This is a genomic window from Streptomyces sp. col6, from assembly GCF_008042035.1.
Classification (GTDB): Bacteria; Actinomycetota; Actinomycetes; order Streptomycetales; family Streptomycetaceae; genus Streptomyces.
Map to the genome: position 1 here is coordinate 1,078,898 of NZ_RDBL01000029.1, position 15,709 is coordinate 1,094,606.

Genomic DNA, 15,709 nt, shown 5'->3' on the forward strand with positions numbered 1-15,709 from the left:
GGAGAGGAGCGTGACCACGATGACCGACACTTCCAACGCTGCTCGCTTCCGTGAGTTCAAGATGCCCGACGTGGGCGAGGGACTGACCGAGGCCGAGATCCTCAAGTGGTACGTCCAGCCCGGCGACACCGTCACCGACGGCCAGGTCGTCTGCGAGGTCGAGACCGCCAAGGCCGCCGTCGAGCTGCCGATCCCCTTCGACGGCGTCGTCCACGAACTGCGCTTCCCCGAGGGCACCACGGTCGACGTGGGCCAGGTGATCATCGCGGTGGACGTGGCGCCGGGTTCGGGCCCCGCCGCCGCGGAGCCCGAGGCCCCCGCTCCGACCCCCGAGGCCGAGGCACCGAAGGGCCGCCAGCCCGTGCTGGTGGGCTACGGCGTGGCCGAGTCCTCCACGAAGCGCCGGGCCCGCAAGGGCGCCGAGACCGCGCCCCCGGCCGCCGCCCCCGCGGCGGTCCAGGCCGAGCTGAACGGCCAGGGCACGGCAGCGGTTCCGGAGGCCCGTCCGCTGGCCAAGCCGCCGGTCCGCAAGCTCGCGAAGGACCTGGGCATCGACCTGGCGACGGTCACCCCGACCGGCGCGGGCGGTGTGATCACGCGCGAGGACGTGCACGCGGCGGCGACGCCGTCGGAGCCGGTGGCTCCTGCGGCGCCCGCGGTGGAGCCCGTGGTTCCGGTCGCCGAGCCCGTTCCGGCCGGCGCCCGCGAGACGCGTATCCCGGTCAAGGGTGTGCGCAAGGCCATCGCCCAGGCGATGGTCGGCAGCGCGTTCACGGCTCCGCACGTCACCGAGTTCGTGACCGTCGACGTCACGCGCACGATGAAGCTGGTCGCGGAGCTGAAGGAGGACAAGGACATGGCGGGGGTGCGGGTCAATCCGCTCCTCGTCATCGCCAAGGCCCTCCTCGTCGCGATCAAGCGGAACCCCGGGGTCAACGCCGTCTGGGACGAGGCGAACCAGGAGATCGTCCAGAAGCACTACGTGAACCTGGGCATCGCCGCCGCCACCCCGCGCGGGCTGATCGTCCCGAACATCAAGGACGCCCAGGAGCAGACGCTGCCGCAGCTGGCCGCGTCCCTGGGCGAGCTGGTCGCCACGGCACGGGACGGCAGGACGTCCCCGGCCGCGATGGCGGGCGGCACGGTGACCATCACCAACGTGGGCGTCTTCGGCGTCGACACCGGTACGCCGATCCTCAACCCGGGCGAGTCCGCGATCCTCGCGGTCGGCGCGATCAAGCTCCAGCCGTGGGTCCACAAGGGCAAGGTGAAGCCCCGTCAGGTGACCACGCTGGCGCTGTCGTTCGACCACCGTCTCATCGACGGTGAGCTGGGCTCCAAGTTCCTGGCGGACATCGCCGCGGTCCTGGAGCAGCCCAAGCGGCTGATCACCTGGGCGTAACTGCCGTACGAGGGGCCCGCGCGAGGTTCGCGCGGGCCCCTTTTTCATGCCCCTCGGAGCCCACGCCGAGGGACATGGCACGGTCCTCCTCCGGCTGTGTAACAGGGGTGTATTAGCGACCGGTTGGGCGCAACGCGCCCCCGGCCCGGACGGTTCTTGCTGATCACAAGCGTTCGCTCAACGGATACCGAGGACGAAACGATGCGCGCTCACAAGATCACCTTCGCCGCCCTGGCCGTCGCCGCGGGCCTCTCGCTCACGGCCTGCCAGAACGACGACGACGCAGCGGCGCAGACCGATCCGTCGTCCGTGGCGACCGCCTCCCCGTCCGGCGACGCTCCGGGCTCCGGCGGCTCGGACCCGGCGTCCGCAGGGGCGAGTTCCGGTGGGAAGGACTCCACCGGCGGGGCGAGTTCTGGTGAAAAGGGCTCCGCCGCCGGGGCCGGGTCCGACCAGCAGGCCAAGACCGCCAAGTGCCGTACCGACGGCCTGAAGATCACGGCGATCGACAACTTCATCGACGGCGACCCGCAGGGGACCGTCGCGGTGGAGATGAAGAACACCAGCGGCCAGGACTGCGTGATCGCGGGGTTCGCGGGCGTCGACCTGAAGACCAATGCGGGCACGCTGTCCGCCGAGCGCAAGGGGGAGCCCGGAGACCCGTACGTCCTCAAGGCCGGGAAGTCGATCGCCTTCTCCGTCACCTACCCGCTCAACGAGACGGGCGGCACCGGCGTCCGCATCACCGGCCTGGTGGTGACCCCGCCCAACGAGACGAAGTCGGTCACGCTCGCCTGGCCGGGCAAGCCCTCGCTGCCCGTCACGGACGGGTCCGGCGAGCCGGTGAGGGTCGGTCCGATCGGCACTTGGCGGTCTTGGCCTGCTGGTCGGACCCGGCCCCGGCGGCGGAGCCCTTTTCACCAGAACTCGCCCCGTCCCCCCGCCCGCGAAGCAGCCCCCGGCCGCCGAGCGCGTCTACACCCACGTCAAGGACGCGGTCCTGGACCGCCGCTACGAAGGCGGCACGCTGCTGACCGAAGGCGGCCTCGCCGAGGCCGTGGGGGTCTCGCGCACACCCGTGCGCGAGGCGCTGCTGCGCCTGGAGGTCGAGGGGCTGCTCAAGCTCTACCCCAAGAAGGGCGCCCTGGTGCTCGCCGTCTCCGCCCAGGAGATCGCGGACGTGGTGGAGACCCGGCTGCTCGTCGAGGAGTTCGCCGCCCGCAAGGCCGTGCCCGCGTCCCCGCAGCTGATCAGCCGGCTGGAAGCGCTCCTGGAGGAGCAGCGCCGGTTCTCCGAGGCCGGTGACCTGGCCACCGTCTCCGTGAAGGACCGCTGCTTCCACGCGGAGATCGTCCGCCACGCGGGCAACGAGATCCTGTCCCGCCTCTACGACCAGCTCCGCGACCGACAGCTGCGCATGGGCGTCGCCGTGATGGAGGCCCACCCCGACCGGATCGCCGCCAACATCACGGAGCACGGCGAGCTGCTGGAGGCGATCAGGGCCGGTGACGCGGAAGGCGCCGCGCAGGTCGTGCGCCGCCACGTCGGCCGGGTCAAGGTGCTGGTCCGGGGTGAGGACCGGTGAGTTCCGCCGCCGCGCCCACCCTGTCCCTGCCCGGTGACCCGCCCGGCGGCCGGCGTGCCGTATGGGTCTGGGGGATCGGCGTCGCCGTCTACTTCGTCGCCATCATCTTCCGCACCAGCCTCGGCGTCGCCGGACTCGACGCCGCCGACCGGTTCGACGTCAACGCCTCGGCGCTCTCCACCTTCTCCATCCTCCAGCTGCTCGTCTACGCGGGCATGCAGATACCCGTCGGCCTGATGGTCGACCGGCTCGGCACCAAGCGCGTCCTCACCCTCGGGGCCGTCCTGTTCACGCTCGGCCAGCTAGGCTTCGCGCTCTCCCCCTCGTACGGCACGGCGCTCGCCTCCCGCGCGCTGCTGGGCTGCGGCGACGCGATGACGTTCATCAGCGTGCTGCGGCTGGGCACGCGCTGGTTCCCCGCCCGGCGCGGCCCGCTCATCAGCCAGATCGCCGCCCTCTTCGGCATGGCGGGCAACCTGATCTCCACGCTCGTCATCGCCCGCGCCCTGCACGGCTTCGGCTGGACGACCACCTTCGTCGGCAGCTCCCTGGCCGGGGTCGTGGTGCTGGTGCTGCTCCTGCTCTTCCTGAAGGACCACCCGGAGGGGTACGAGCCGCCGCCCGCGCAGCACGCGGGCGGGGCGTACGTACGCAAGCAGATCGCCGCCTCCTGGCGGGAGCCCGGCACCCGGCTCGGGATGTGGGTGCACTTCACGACGCAGTTCCCGGCCATGGTGTTCCTGCTGCTGTGGGGCATGCCGTTCCTGGTCGAGGACCAGGGGCTCGGCCGGGGGACCGCCGGTGAGCTGCTGACCCTGGTGGTCCTCTCCAACATGACGCTGGGGCTCGTCTACGGGCAGGTGATCGCCCGTCACCACGCGGCCCGCGTCCCGCTCGCGCTCGGCACCGTCGGCACGACGGCCACGCTGTGGGCGGCGGCGATCTTCCACCCCGGGGACCACGCGCCCATGTGGCTGCTGGTCGTCCTGTGCGTGGTGCTCGGCGCGTGCGGACCCGCCTCGATGATCGGCTTCGACTTCTCCCGCCCGGCCAACCCGCCGGAGCGCCAGGGCACCGCCTCCGGCATCGTCAACATGGGCGGCTTCATCGCCTCGATGACCACGCTGCTGGCCGTCGGTGTGCTGCTGGACGCGACCGGCGACAACTACCGCGTCGCGTTCTCCTCCGTGTTCTTCCTGGAGGCGCTGGGGATCGCGCAGATCCTGCGGCTGCGTGCGAAGGCGGCGCGCCGCGAGCGCGAATACCACGTGGTCAGCCGGGTGGAGGCCGTGCACGTGCCCGTGTGACCGGCCCGGCAACGGCGGCGCGCCCGTCCCCCTCGGTGGGGGCGGGCGCCGCTGTGTGCCGGGGTGCCGTCCCCGCTACGGGGTGACGGCGAAGTGCTGGAGGATCGCGTCGGCCAGCTCCTGGTCGCCCTCGGTCTTGATCCGGTCGGCGACCGCGGCGGGCCGCACCCGGCCGCAGGCCAGCCGTACGTACGTCTCCCAGTCCATCGACAGCGTCGCGGCCGGGCCCAGCGACGGGGCGACGTCCAGCGAACCCCGGCCCTCGGCGTCGACCCGTACGGTGCGCATGAACTCCAGCGGCCCGTGCACGTCCAGTACCACCGCCGAGTTGGCCGGCGCGCCCGCGCTCTTGGCCACCACCTTCGGCAGGCCCAGCAGCAGGATGTCGCGGGCCACCACGGCACCGGGGGAGTCCAGGTTGCCGGGCTTGCCCAGGGTCGTCCGCAGATCCTGCTCATGCACCCAGACGTCGAACGCGCGCATCCGCAGCGCGGTCTCCAGGGTCTGTTCGGCGCCCAGCGGCGCCCGCACCATCGTCTCCGGGGCGCGCGTCTCGTTGCGCAGCTGCCGGGAGCGGCGAATGATCGTGTACTCCAGCTCGGAGGTCATCTCCGGTGCGGTGTGGTGGCGCCGGACGTCGACCTGCATCTCCATGTAGCGGGCGAAGTCGCTCTGTACGTGGAAGAGATCGCGCGGCAGGGTGTGGATCGGACGCGGGTCGCCGAGCTGTTCGCACTCCATACCGATGATGTGCGACACGATGTCGCGCACGGACCAGTTGGGGCAGGGCGTGCGGCCGTTCCACTCCCCCTCGGCGAGCGGGCTCACCAGCTCGGCTATCGACTCGATGGAGTGGGTCCAGGCATCGGCGTAGGTCTGGAGGCTGGGATGGACGGTCACGGGACCCCTCGTGCAGTTCTGCGGTGCATGGGCAACTGGGCGCGGACGGTCGGGCTGCGGGCTGCGGGCGGCGATGAGGTTCGGTGGCTAAGTTACGCTGCGAGCAGGCACCCCGGCAGTGCTTTCGTGTGACGATCGTAGGCCCGTGTTGACGGCTCGAATGCCAGGACGGTGGTAGTGTGCGCGCCTCCCTCATCCAGATCGCAGTAGACCCGGACGAACCCGTCGATTCCCGCAGGGAGCGTGCCGCTTCCCTGGTCGTGGCCCAGCGGGGCGCGGATCTGGTGGTGCTCCCGGAGCTGTGGCCGGTGGGAGCCTTCGCGTACAAGGCGTTCGAGGACGAGGCCGAGCCGCTGACGGGCCCGACGCACGAGGTGATGGCCAAGGCCGCGGCGGAGGCAGGGGTCTGGCTGCACGCCGGCTCCTTCGTCGAGCGGGCCGCCGACGGCACCCTCTACAACACGACGCTCGTCTTCTCGCCCGAGGGCGAACGGGCCGCCGCCTACCGCAAGATCCACCGCTTCGGCTTCGACCAGGGCGAGGCGGTCATGATGGGCGCCGGCGAGGACCTGGTGACCGTTTCCCTCCCGGAGAGCACGCTCGGCCTCGCCACCTGCTACGACCTGCGCTTCCCCGAGCTGTTCCGGGGCCTGGTCGACGCCGGTGCCGAGACCCTGGTCGTCGCCGCCGGCTGGCCGGAGCGCCGCCGCGCCCACTGGACCCTGCTCGCGCAGGCCCGCGCCGTCGAGAACCAGGCGTATGTGCTGGCCGTCGGTTCCGCCGGTACCCATGCGGGCATCCAGCAGGCCGGGCACTCCCTCGTCGTCGACCCCTGGGGCGAGGTGCTCGCGGAGGCGGGCGCGGACGAGGAGGTGCTGACCGTGGAGTTCGACCCGGCCAAGGTCCCCGCGACACGGGAGCAGTTCCCGGCGCTGAAGGACCGGCGACTGGGACTGGCCGCACCGAAGATCTGAAGCGTGAAGGGCCCCTCGTCTCACGGTTTCACGTGAAACAAGGGGCCCTTTGTACTGCGGGGCGCGGTCAGTCGTCGTGGTCCTTCTCCGCCAGCACGATCACGCACACCGCGACCGCGATCAGCAGTGAGGCGTCCGCATCGTCCCGCACGATGTCGATGCCGTACGTGTCCCGGATGGACAGCCAGCGACGGGAGATCTGGGCCAGCAGCTCGCCGTCGTAGTCCACGGCGAACTCGCGGTCCAGGATCTTGCCGCTGACGTCCAGCTCGGTGCCGTCCGCCAGGGTCACGCGGTAGTGGTTGCGCAGCAGCGAGAAGTGCTTCTTCTTGACCTTGGCGAGCTGCTCGCCGTCCCGCTCGATCAGCATGGTGTCGCGCAGGCTGATCAGTTTCTGGCGGATCTCGACGAGAATCCGGCCCTGCGCGTCCTTCAGCTCGAAGGTGTCGCGCACTCGCATGGCCTTGCCGTCGACCAGGAAGACCTTGCGGCCGTCCGTGTCCTCGATCCAGTAGTCGTCGCCGATGCTGAACAGGCGCTCACGCACGAGAAGTCTCATGGCTCACAGGTTCCCCGAGCCTCCTGTGGAATGCGGGGAGGTCGCGGTGATGTTGACTGGTCTCATGGCAACACGTGCGCGCGTCAGGGCCCCCGAACTCATCGGCAAGGGCGGCTGGCTCAATACAGGCGACCGGCAGTACACCCTCGCTGAGCTGCGAGGACGCATTGTGATCCTCGATTTCTGGACCTTCTGCTGTGTGAACTGCCTGCATGTCCTCGACGAGCTGCGCGAGCTGGAGGAGAAACACCGCGACACCGTCGTGATCATCGGCGTGCACTCGCCGAAGTTCGTCCACGAGGCCGAGCACCAGGCCGTCGTCGACGCGGTGGAGCGGTACGAGGTCCACCACCCGGTGCTCGACGACCCCGAGCTGGCCACCTGGAAGCAGTACGCCGTACGCGCCTGGCCCACGCTCGTCGTCATCGACCCCGAGGGCTATGTCGTCGCCCAGCACGCCGGTGAGGGGCACGCCCACGCCATCGAGAAGCTGGTCGAGGAGCTGGAGGCGGAGCACGCGGCGAAGGGCACCCTGCGGCGCGGGGACGGGCCGTACGTGGCGCCGGATCCGGTGGCCACGCATCTGCGGTTCCCCGGCAAGGCGCTGCTCCTCGCCGACGGCGGCTTCCTGGTCTCCGACACCACCCGGCACCGGCTGGTCGAGCTGGACCCGGACGGCGAGACCGTGCGCCGGCACTTCGGGACGGGCGAGCGCGGGTTCGCCGACGGAGGGCCCGACGAGGTCCGGTTCAGCGAGCCCCAGGGGCTCGCCCCACTGCCCGACGGGCGGATCGCGGTCGCCGACACGGTCAACCACGCCCTGCGCGCGCTCGACCTCACGACCGGGACCACGACCACCCTCGCCGGTACCGGCAGCCAGTGGTGGCAGGGGGCGCCCACGAGCGGCCCGGCCCGCGAGGTGGACCTGTCCTCGCCGTGGGACGTCGCCTGGTTCGACGGCCGGCTCTGGATCGCCATGGCCGGGGTGCACCAGCTGTGGACGTACGACCCCGAGGACGACGCCGTACGGGTCGCGGCCGGGACCACGAACGAGGGCCTGGTCGACGGGCCCGGCGAGGAGGCGTGGTTCGCCCAGCCGTCCGGCCTCGCGGCGACCGAGGACCGCCTCTGGGTCGCGGACTCCGAGACGTCCGCGCTCCGCTGGGTCGACCGTGAGGGCGCCGTGCACACCGCCGTCGGCACCGGCCTCTTCGACTTCGGACACCGGGACGGGGCCGCGGAGCAGGCCCTGCTCCAGCACCCGTTGGGCGTCACCGCCCTGCCCGACGGCTCCGTCGCCGTCTGCGACACCTACAACCACGCCCTGCGCCGCTACGACCCGGCGAGCGGCGAGGTCAGCACGCTGGCCACGGATCTGCGGGAGCCCAGCGACGCCGTGCTGGTGGACGGCGACCTCGTCGTCATCGAGTCCGCCCGGCACCGGCTGACCCGGCTGCGGCTGCCCGAGGAGGCGGTGCGCGTCGCGGAGCAGGCCCACCGCACCCAGCGGGCGGCCACCGAGGTCGCCCCCGGAGCCCTCCGGCTCGACGTCGTCTTCCAGGCCCCGGCCGGGCAGAAGCTCGACACCCGCTACGGGCCCTCGACCCGCCTGCTGGTCTCCTCGACCCCGCCCGAGCTGCTGGCCGAGGGCGAGGGTGCGGGCACCGACCTCTTCCGCGACCTGGTCCTCGCGGACGGCGTCACCGAGGGCGTCCTGCACGTCTCCGCGATGGCCGCGTCCTGCGACGACGACCCGGCGAACGAGTACCCGGCCTGCCACGTGCACCAGCAGGACTGGGGCGTCCCGGTCCGCGTCACCGCGGACGGAGCGGCCCGGCTGCCGCTGGTGCTCGCGGGCATGGACGAGGGCGGAAACGACGCGGCGAGCACGGAGGGCTGAGCCGGCGGGGGCGCCGCAAGGGCGCCCCGGCGGGCCGGGTCAGGTGTCGGCTGCCGGGCCGGGACCTGATCCGGACGGGCGTCAGGTGTCGGCTGCCAGGCGGCGGGCCGCCTCGTCGCGGCGGCGTACGTAGTCCGTGCCCGCCGTCACCCGGAGCAGCGCCTCCAGGGCCCGCACCGTGCCCTCGTCGTATCCGGCCCGCTCCGCCTCCGCCGCCGCCTGGTCCAGGAGGCGGATGCCCTCCTCCTCCGCACCCAGGGCGAGACGGGCCTCGCCGCTGACGGACAGCAGCAGCACCCGGCGGGGCGCCTCCTCGTGTTCGGGGCCCAGGTCGAACGCGGTCCGGGCGGAGTCCAGGGCGTCCTGGGGGCGGCCCGCCGTGAGCTGCATCCGGGCCAGGTGCTGGAGCGCGAGCATCTCGGTGTGGGCGTCGGGCTCCTTCCGCGCCAGTTCGAGGGCCCGCTCGCAGCCCTCCATCGCCTCGTCCAGCCCGCCCTGTTCGGCCTGCACGATGGCCAGGTTGATCAGCGCGGTCGCCTCACCGAGCCGGTCCCCGGCCCGCCGGGCGAGACCGGGCGAGGCATCGAGCAGCGCGACGGCCTCGCTCGTCCTGCCCTCCTCCGTCAGCACCCAGCCGAGCAGATTGCGGACCCGGGACTCGGCGTACGGGTCGTCGAGGGCGACCGCCGCCGCCAGGGCCAGTTCGAGCATCGGGGCCCAGCCGTCCCGCACCCGCCACACCACGTGCGGCCACTGGAGCAGGATGATCCGCCAGGCCCGGTCGTCGAGTCCCGCGCTCCGGGCGGCCGCAGCAGCCAGGGTCAGGTCCTCCCGCTCGGCGGCCAGCCAGCTCATGGCCGTTTCGCGGTCCGTGAAGTCGCGGGTCGCGGCCGGCCTGCGGAAGTCGTCGGGCAGCACGAAGCAGGGCTCGCCGCCCGGTTCGGCCGTGTCGGCGGCGGCGAGAGCGGTGGCGATGTAGTGGTCGAGCACCCCGATGAGCGCGTCCGGCCCGGCCGCCGGGTCGAGCCCTCGCGCGTACAGCCGCACCAGATCGTGCAGTATCCAGCGCCCCGGCCCGGCCTCGGTGACCAGATGGGCGGCGGCGAGCCGTTCCAGCGCGGCCCCGGCGGTGACCGGGTCGCTGCCGGCGAGCGCCGCCGCCGTGTACGGGTCGAAGTGGCTGCCCGGGTGGTGGCCGAGCCGGCCGAGGTGGTGGACGGCGTCCGGCGGCAGCTGCTGCACGGTGAGCCGCAGCGCGGCGGAGACGCCGGTGTCCTCCACGTCCAGATAGGACAGCCGGCTGCGCTCGTCCGCGAGTTCGTCGGCCGTGGCGGCCAGCGTCCGCTGCGGACGGCCCGCCAGCCGGGCCGCCGTGACCCGCAGGGCGAGCGGCAGCCCTCCGCAGAGTTCGGCGAGCCGCCGCGCCGCCACCGGTTCGGCGAGGACCCGTTCCTCGCCCAGGACTCCGGCCAGCAGCGCGGTGCCGTCCGGCGGTTCGAGTATGTCCAGCGGGACCGGGACGGCGGCGTCCGAGGCGATGAGCCCTTCGAGCCGGCGCCGGCTGGTCACCAGCGTGACGCAGTCGGCGCCGCCCGGCAGCAGCGGCCTGACCTGCGCGGAGTCGCGGGCGTTGTCGAGGACGACGAGAAGGCTGCGCCGGTCGGTCAGCGAGCGGAACAGGGCCGCCGCGCCGGCCACGGACTCCGGCACCCGGCGGGGCGCGACGCCCAGCGCGAGCAGGAACTCCCGCAGCACTTCGAGCGGGGTCGGCTCGGCCGTGTCCCCGAACCCGCGCAGATCCGCGAAGAGCCGCCCGTCCGGAAAGGCGGCGGGGGACCGGCGCGCCCAGTGCAGGGCCAGCGCGGTCTTCCCGACCCCCGCCGGTCCGGTGACCAGGCAGACCGGGGCCTCTCCGGCCGCCGCCCGGGAGAGCGCGGTCAACTCGGCCCCGCGCCCGTGGAAGCCGCGCGGCGCCCGCGGCAGCAGATCGACGGCGTGCGGGGCGCTTCCGGCGTACGGTGCGCTTCCGGCGTACGGGGAGAGCGAGGCGTCCGTCGGCACGGCGGCCGTCCGGGGCGGCGCGGCGGGGCCGCCGTGCGGCGGCCAGTCGCTCTGCGCCCGGCCGGAGGTGTCGGTCGCCGCGTCGGCCCCGGCGTGCGGCGGGTGGCCGGTCCGAGAGGCGCCGGCCCCGACTGCGGGGAGCGGTGCACCGGGGGTGTCGGACGTGTGCGGGTTGCCTGCGCCGTCGGCCGGCGCCCTTCCGGGCGCATCCGCGTACCCACGCGGCGCGTCCGCGTACGCACCGGTCGCGCCGACCGACTGCGGCCCGCCGGCTGACTGCGATCCGCCGACCGGCGACGGCGCCCCGGCTCGCCCGCCGGTGTCTCCGTGCGTCCGGCCCGTCGCGCCGCCCGGCGCTCCCGGGACGTGGGCGGGGCCGCCCGCACCAACCGGCGCGCCAGGCGCGCCCGCGCCCCCGTCCCCGCGCAGGATGCGCGCATACGCGTCGGCCAGTTCCCGTCCCGGGTCGATGCCCAGTTCGTCCGCCAGCAGGCGGCGGGTGCGGTGGAAGCAGTCCAGGGCCTCGGACTGGCGGCCCGAGAGGTACAGGGCCGTCATCAGGCCCGCGGCCAGGGATTCCCGCAGGGGATGGGCGACGGCGTCGGCACGGAGCACCGCCGCCGCCCGGTGGTGTTCGCCCAGCTCCCCGTAGGCGCGTGCCAGCTGTTCGACCGTCGAGAGGCGGGACTCCTCCAGCGCGTGGGCGGCCGCCTGCAGCGGGGCGCTCGCGTAGGTGCCGGTGAGCGCGGGGCCCTGCCACAGCGACAGGGCCTCCTTCAGCATCAGCACCGTGTCGGCGGGGCCCCGCTGCTCGCGGGCCAGCATCAGCAGTTCCTCGAACCGCTGGGAGTCCAGCAGGGTCTCGGGCGCCCGGAGCACGTACGCGTCGCCGAGCGTCGCAAGCTCGACCCCGTACGCCTCGGCGTCCGCGCCCATCAGGAGGGCGCGGAGCCGGGAGACATGGCCCTGGATGACCGTGCGGGCGTGCAGCGGGGGCTCGTCGTCCCACAGGCAGTCCGTCAGCCGCGCCATGGACACCGGAGTGTTGGCGTGCAGCAGCAGGGCCGCGAGCAGGCTGCGGCGCTTGGCGGGGCCGAGTGGCAGCGGTCCGGTCAGCGTGTCGACGCAGACGGTACCGAGCAGCCGGAACTCCACGAGCGGCTCCCCTTCCGGGTCTGACGCGCCCGGTGCCGGGTCACGGACAAGTACCCAGAATATCGGGGATTCCGCCGCGGTGGTTCAGGGGTGTGGCCGGATCGCCCCCGGTCACAGGTGCCGTTCGTCGTCGGCCACGACCGTCGTGGTGGGCGGCACGACCATGCGGCGGCGCCGGATGACGCTCGCGTAGACGAAGACGCCGATGATGCCGACGATCATCATGATCCAGCCGACCAGGTCGACGTTGACGGTATCGAGTTCCCAGTCGGTCGCGAAGGCGAGGATCGCCCCCGCGCCGATGAGGATGATGCATCCGCCGAGTCCCATGAGTTCCGCCTCCTAGGCGGCCCGGGACCTCCGGGCCGTGTACGGAGCGCGTACCCGGCCCGGCAACGAGCATGCCTGGGCGGGAGGTTGGACACCCCCCCCGCCCGGGGCGTCAGCCGGTCAGGAAGGCCACCATCGCGTTCGCCAGCAGGTAGGGGTCGTCGGCGCCGCACAGCTCGCGGGCGCTGTGCATGGACAGGATGGCGACACCGATGTCGACGGTCTTGATGCCGTGCCGGGCGGCGGTGATCGGGCCGATCGTCGTGCCGCAGGGCATCGCGTTGTTGGAGACGAACGACTGCCACGGCACGCCCGCCTTCTCGCAGGCGGCGGCGAACACGGAGCGGCCGCCACCGTCCGTCGCGTACCGCATGTTGACGTTGACCTTGAGGATCGGTCCGCCGTTGACGACCGGGTGGTGCGTGGGGTCGTGGCGCTCCGCGTAGTTCGGGTGGATCGCGTGGCCGGTGTCGGAGGAGAGGCAGACGGTGCCGGCGAAGGCGCGGGCACGGTCCTCGTACCCGCCGCCGCGGGCGAAGACCGAGCGCTCCAGGACCGTGCCGAGCAGTGGCCCGTCCGCGCCGGTGTCCGACTGCGAGCCGTTCTCCTCGTGGTCGAAGGCGGCCATGACCGGGATGTACGGCAGCTCGGCGTCGGGCTGCCCGGCGACGGCGGCCAGCGCGGCGGTCGCCGCGTGCACCGAGAGCAGGTTGTCCATGCGCGGACCGGCCACGAGCTCGCGGTCCCGGCCCAGGTAGGACGGCGGCTCGACGGGGTGCGGCATCAGGTCCCAGCCGGTGATGTCCTCGGCGTCGACCCCCGCCTCCTCGGCGACGAACCGGATGAGGTCGCCCTCCTCGACGTCCCCGAGCCCCCAGATGGGCTGCATGTGCTTCTGCCGGTCCAGCTTGAGCCCGTCGGGGTTGGCCGACCGGTCCAGGTGCACGGCGAGCTGCGGGACGCGCAGCAGCGGGCGGTCGATCGAGACGAGCCGGTCGCTGCCGTCACGGAGCGAGATCCGGCCGGCGAGACCGAGGTCGCGATCCAGCCAGGTGTTGAGCAGGGTGCCGCCGTAGATCTCGACGGCGATCTGGCGCCAGCCGTACGCGCCGGTGTCGGGCAGCGGCTTGACCCGCAGGTTCGGCGAGTCGGTGTGCGCGCCGACGATCCGGAACGGGGTGTGCGCCTCCGCGCCCTCCGGCACGTACCAGGCGACGATCGCGCCGCCGCGCAGCACGTACTTGCCACCGGCGGTCCCGTCCCAGGCCGCGGTCTCCTCCACCTGCCGGAACCCGGCCTTCTCCAGGCGGGCGGCGGCGGTCGCCACGGCGTGGTACGGGGAGGGGGAGGCCATCAGGAAGGCCATCAGATCGTCGGTGTGGCCGCGGTCGAAGCGGGCGGAGGAACTCATGTTCTTCACTGTAGCCAGACCTGGCCGAAAGGATTCACCGCCGGATGCCCGCCCCGGCGGGCCATTGTCCGGCTGCCCCGTGAATTCGGGGCCGCAGCCGGTGACCGGCCCGCGAACGGGGTCGGTTTCACGCCATTCACAGGGCGGCCCAACCGCGTGCCCCGGCACACACCACAGCGCCGCCGCCCGGAACCGTGTCCGGGCGGCGGCGCTGTCGGCGATCGTGCGGCTGCGTCCTAGAACGCGGCCTCGTCCAGCTCCATCAGGGAGTTGTCGACGGCCTCGGCGAGGGCGCGCTCGGCGCCGACGCCCGGGAGGACGTTCGCGGCGAAGAACTTCGCGGCGGCGATCTTGCCCTGGTAGAAGGGGACGTCCTTCGCGGAGGCCGTCGGCAGCTTCTCGGCGGCCACGGCCGCACCCTTGAGCAGCAGGTAACCGACGACGACGTCACCGGAGGCCAGCAGCAGGCGGGTGGTGTTGAGGCCCACCTTGTAGATGTTCTTGACGTCCTCGCCGGTCGCGGTGAGGTCGGTGATCATCGTGCCGACGATCGCCTCCAGATCCACCGCGGCCTTCGCGAGGCTGTCCAGCGCGCCGGACAGCTCCTCGTGGTCCTGGGCGCCCGCGAGGAACTTCTTGATCTCCTCGGAGAGCGCGTTGAGCGAGGCGCCCTGGTCGCGGACGATCTTCCGGAAGAAGAAGTCCTGGCCCTGGATGGCCGTCGTGCCCTCGTACAGCGTGTCGATCTTGGCGTCACGGATGTACTGCTCGACCGGGTACTCCTGGAGGTACCCGGAGCCGCCGAACGTCTGGAGCGACTGCGCCAGCTGCTCGTACGACTTCTCGGAGCCGTAGCCCTTGACGATCGGGAGGAGCAGGTCGTTGAGGCCGTGCAGCGCCTTGGCGTCCTCGCCCGCGGCCTCCTTCTCCTGGATCGCGTCCTGCACGGAGGCGGTGTAGAGGACGAGGGCGCGCATGCCCTCGGCGTACGCCTTCTGCGTCATCAGCGAGCGGCGCACGTCGGGGTGGTGCGTGATGGTGACCTTGGGCGCCGTCTTGTTCATGAACTCGGACAGGTCCGTGCCCTGGACGCGCTCCTTGGCGTACTCCAGCGCGTTGAGGTAGCCCGTGGAGAGCGTGGCGATGGCCTTCGTGCCGACCATCATGCGGGCGAACTCGATGATGCGGAACATCTGGCGGATGCCGTCGTGCTTGTCGCCGATGAGCCAGCCCTTGGCGGGGTGGCGGTCGCCGAACGTCATCTCGCAGGTGTTGGACGCCTTGAGGCCCATCTTGTGCTCGACGTTCGTCGCGTACACGCCGTTGCGCTCGCCCAGCTCGCCGGTGGTCCAGTCGAAGTGGAACTTCGGGACCATGAAGAGCGAGAGGCCCTTGGTGCCCGGTCCGGCGCCCTCGGGGCGGGCCAGCACGTAGTGGAGGATGTTCTCGGACATGTCGTGCTCGCCCGAGGTGATGAAGCGCTTCACACCCTCGATGTGCCAGGAGCCGTCCTCCTGCTCGACGGCCTTCGTGCGGCCGGCGCCGACGTCGGAGCCGGCGTCCGGCTCGGTCAGCACCATCGTCGAGCCCCACTGCTTCTCGACGGCGATCTCGGCGATCTTCTTCTGCGCCTCGTTGCCCTCCTCGAAGAGGATGCCGGCGAACGCCGGGCCGGAGGAGTACATCCACACGGCCGGGTTCGAGCCGAGCAGCAGCTCCGCGTAGCCCCAGATCAGGGAGCGGGGCGAGGTGGTGCCGCCGATCTCCTCGGGCAGGCCCAGGCGCCAGTACTCGGAGTCCATGAACGCCTGGTACGACTTCTTGAAGGTGTCGGGGACCGGGGCCGTGTTGGTCTCCGGGTCGAAGACCGGCGGGTTGCGGTCGGCGTCGGCGTAGGAGTCGGCGAGCTCGTTCTCCGCGAGGCGCGCGACCTCGTCGAGGATGCTCTTCGCGGTGTCGACGTCCATCTCCGCGAACGGTCCGGTGCCGTACAGCTTGTCGCGCCCGAGCACCTCGAAGAGGTTGAACTCGATGTCGCGGAGATTCGACTTGTAGTGCCCCATGGGAAGGCTCCGTAATCAATAGCAGTGGCGCGCAGCGCCCCGTGGAGGGGTGGCCCGGACGT

At 72.4% G+C, this 15,709-nt stretch carries 11 protein-coding genes and 1 pseudogene; 6 read left to right on the forward strand and 6 right to left on the reverse strand.

Annotation, left to right across the window (positions count from 1 at the left end; translation table 11 throughout):
* Positions 1-10: 10 nt before the first annotated feature.
* The 4 genes and pseudogenes from EAO73_RS34105 (at position 11) to EAO73_RS34120 (ending at position 4,294) form a co-directional block, all read left to right on the forward strand.
* On the forward strand, positions 11-1,402 hold the full coding sequence (locus EAO73_RS34105) for a dihydrolipoamide acetyltransferase family protein (RefSeq protein WP_147975307.1): 1,392 nt from the start codon (positions 11-13) through the stop codon (positions 1,400-1,402).
* Between the two features lie 201 nt (positions 1,403-1,603).
* A pseudogene (locus EAO73_RS34110) lies at positions 1,604-2,269 on the forward strand (DUF4232 domain-containing protein); the annotation flags it as partial.
* Positions 2,270-2,285: 16 nt separating this feature from the next.
* The gene (locus EAO73_RS34115) at positions 2,286-2,987 is read left to right on the forward strand and encodes a GntR family transcriptional regulator (RefSeq protein ID WP_147975308.1); all 702 of its coding nucleotides are present in this window, start codon (positions 2,286-2,288) and stop codon (positions 2,985-2,987) included.
* Positions 2,984-4,294, forward strand: a complete 1,311-nt coding sequence (locus EAO73_RS34120; RefSeq protein WP_147975309.1) for an MFS transporter — start codon at positions 2,984-2,986, stop codon at positions 4,292-4,294. The genes EAO73_RS34115 and EAO73_RS34120 overlap by 4 nt, the downstream gene beginning before the upstream one ends.
* 75 nt (positions 4,295-4,369) lie before the next feature.
* Here the strand turns inward: EAO73_RS34120 and EAO73_RS34125 are convergent, their stop codons facing one another.
* Positions 4,370-5,194, reverse strand: a complete 825-nt coding sequence (locus tag EAO73_RS34125) for a maleylpyruvate isomerase family mycothiol-dependent enzyme (protein ID WP_147975310.1) — start codon at positions 5,192-5,194, stop codon at positions 4,370-4,372.
* A 179-nt stretch (positions 5,195-5,373) separates the two neighbouring features.
* Here EAO73_RS34125 and EAO73_RS34130 point away from each other — a divergent pair, with 179 nt between their 5' ends.
* Positions 5,374-6,168 carry a carbon-nitrogen family hydrolase gene (locus tag EAO73_RS34130; protein WP_147975311.1) on the forward strand — a complete coding sequence of 265 codons (795 nt, stop codon included), beginning with the start codon at positions 5,374-5,376 and terminating at the stop codon, positions 6,166-6,168.
* 67 nt (positions 6,169-6,235) lie between these two features.
* Here EAO73_RS34130 and EAO73_RS34135 read toward each other — a convergent pair whose 3' ends face one another.
* On the reverse strand, positions 6,236-6,727 hold the full coding sequence (locus EAO73_RS34135; RefSeq protein WP_147975312.1) for an LURP-one-related/scramblase family protein: 492 nt from the start codon (positions 6,725-6,727) through the stop codon (positions 6,236-6,238).
* A gap of 64 nt (positions 6,728-6,791) precedes the next feature.
* Between EAO73_RS34135 and EAO73_RS34140 the strand changes: the two genes are divergently transcribed.
* Positions 6,792-8,627 carry an NHL domain-containing thioredoxin family protein gene (locus tag EAO73_RS34140; protein ID WP_147975313.1) on the forward strand — a complete coding sequence of 612 codons (1,836 nt, stop codon included), beginning with the start codon at positions 6,792-6,794 and terminating at the stop codon, positions 8,625-8,627.
* Between the two features lie 81 nt (positions 8,628-8,708).
* On the opposite strand, the gene EAO73_RS34145 is transcribed toward EAO73_RS34140, so the two are convergent.
* The 4 genes from EAO73_RS34145 to EAO73_RS34160 form a co-directional block, all read right to left on the reverse strand.
* Positions 8,709-11,843 (reverse strand): BTAD domain-containing putative transcriptional regulator, encoded by a 3,135-nt coding sequence (locus EAO73_RS34145; RefSeq protein ID WP_147975314.1) that lies wholly within the window; start codon positions 11,841-11,843, stop codon positions 8,709-8,711.
* Between the two features lie 111 nt (positions 11,844-11,954).
* Positions 11,955-12,173 (reverse strand): DUF6458 family protein, encoded by a 219-nt coding sequence (locus EAO73_RS34150; RefSeq protein WP_147975315.1) that lies wholly within the window; start codon positions 12,171-12,173, stop codon positions 11,955-11,957.
* A gap of 112 nt (positions 12,174-12,285) precedes the next feature.
* Positions 12,286-13,584 (reverse strand): M18 family aminopeptidase, encoded by a 1,299-nt coding sequence (locus EAO73_RS34155; protein WP_147975316.1) that lies wholly within the window; start codon positions 13,582-13,584, stop codon positions 12,286-12,288.
* Between the two features lie 236 nt (positions 13,585-13,820).
* A complete protein-coding gene (locus EAO73_RS34160; RefSeq protein ID WP_147975317.1) occupies positions 13,821-15,647 on the reverse strand; it encodes an acyl-CoA dehydrogenase in 1,827 nt (608 codons plus the stop codon).
* Between the last annotated feature and the right edge of the window lie 62 nt (positions 15,648-15,709).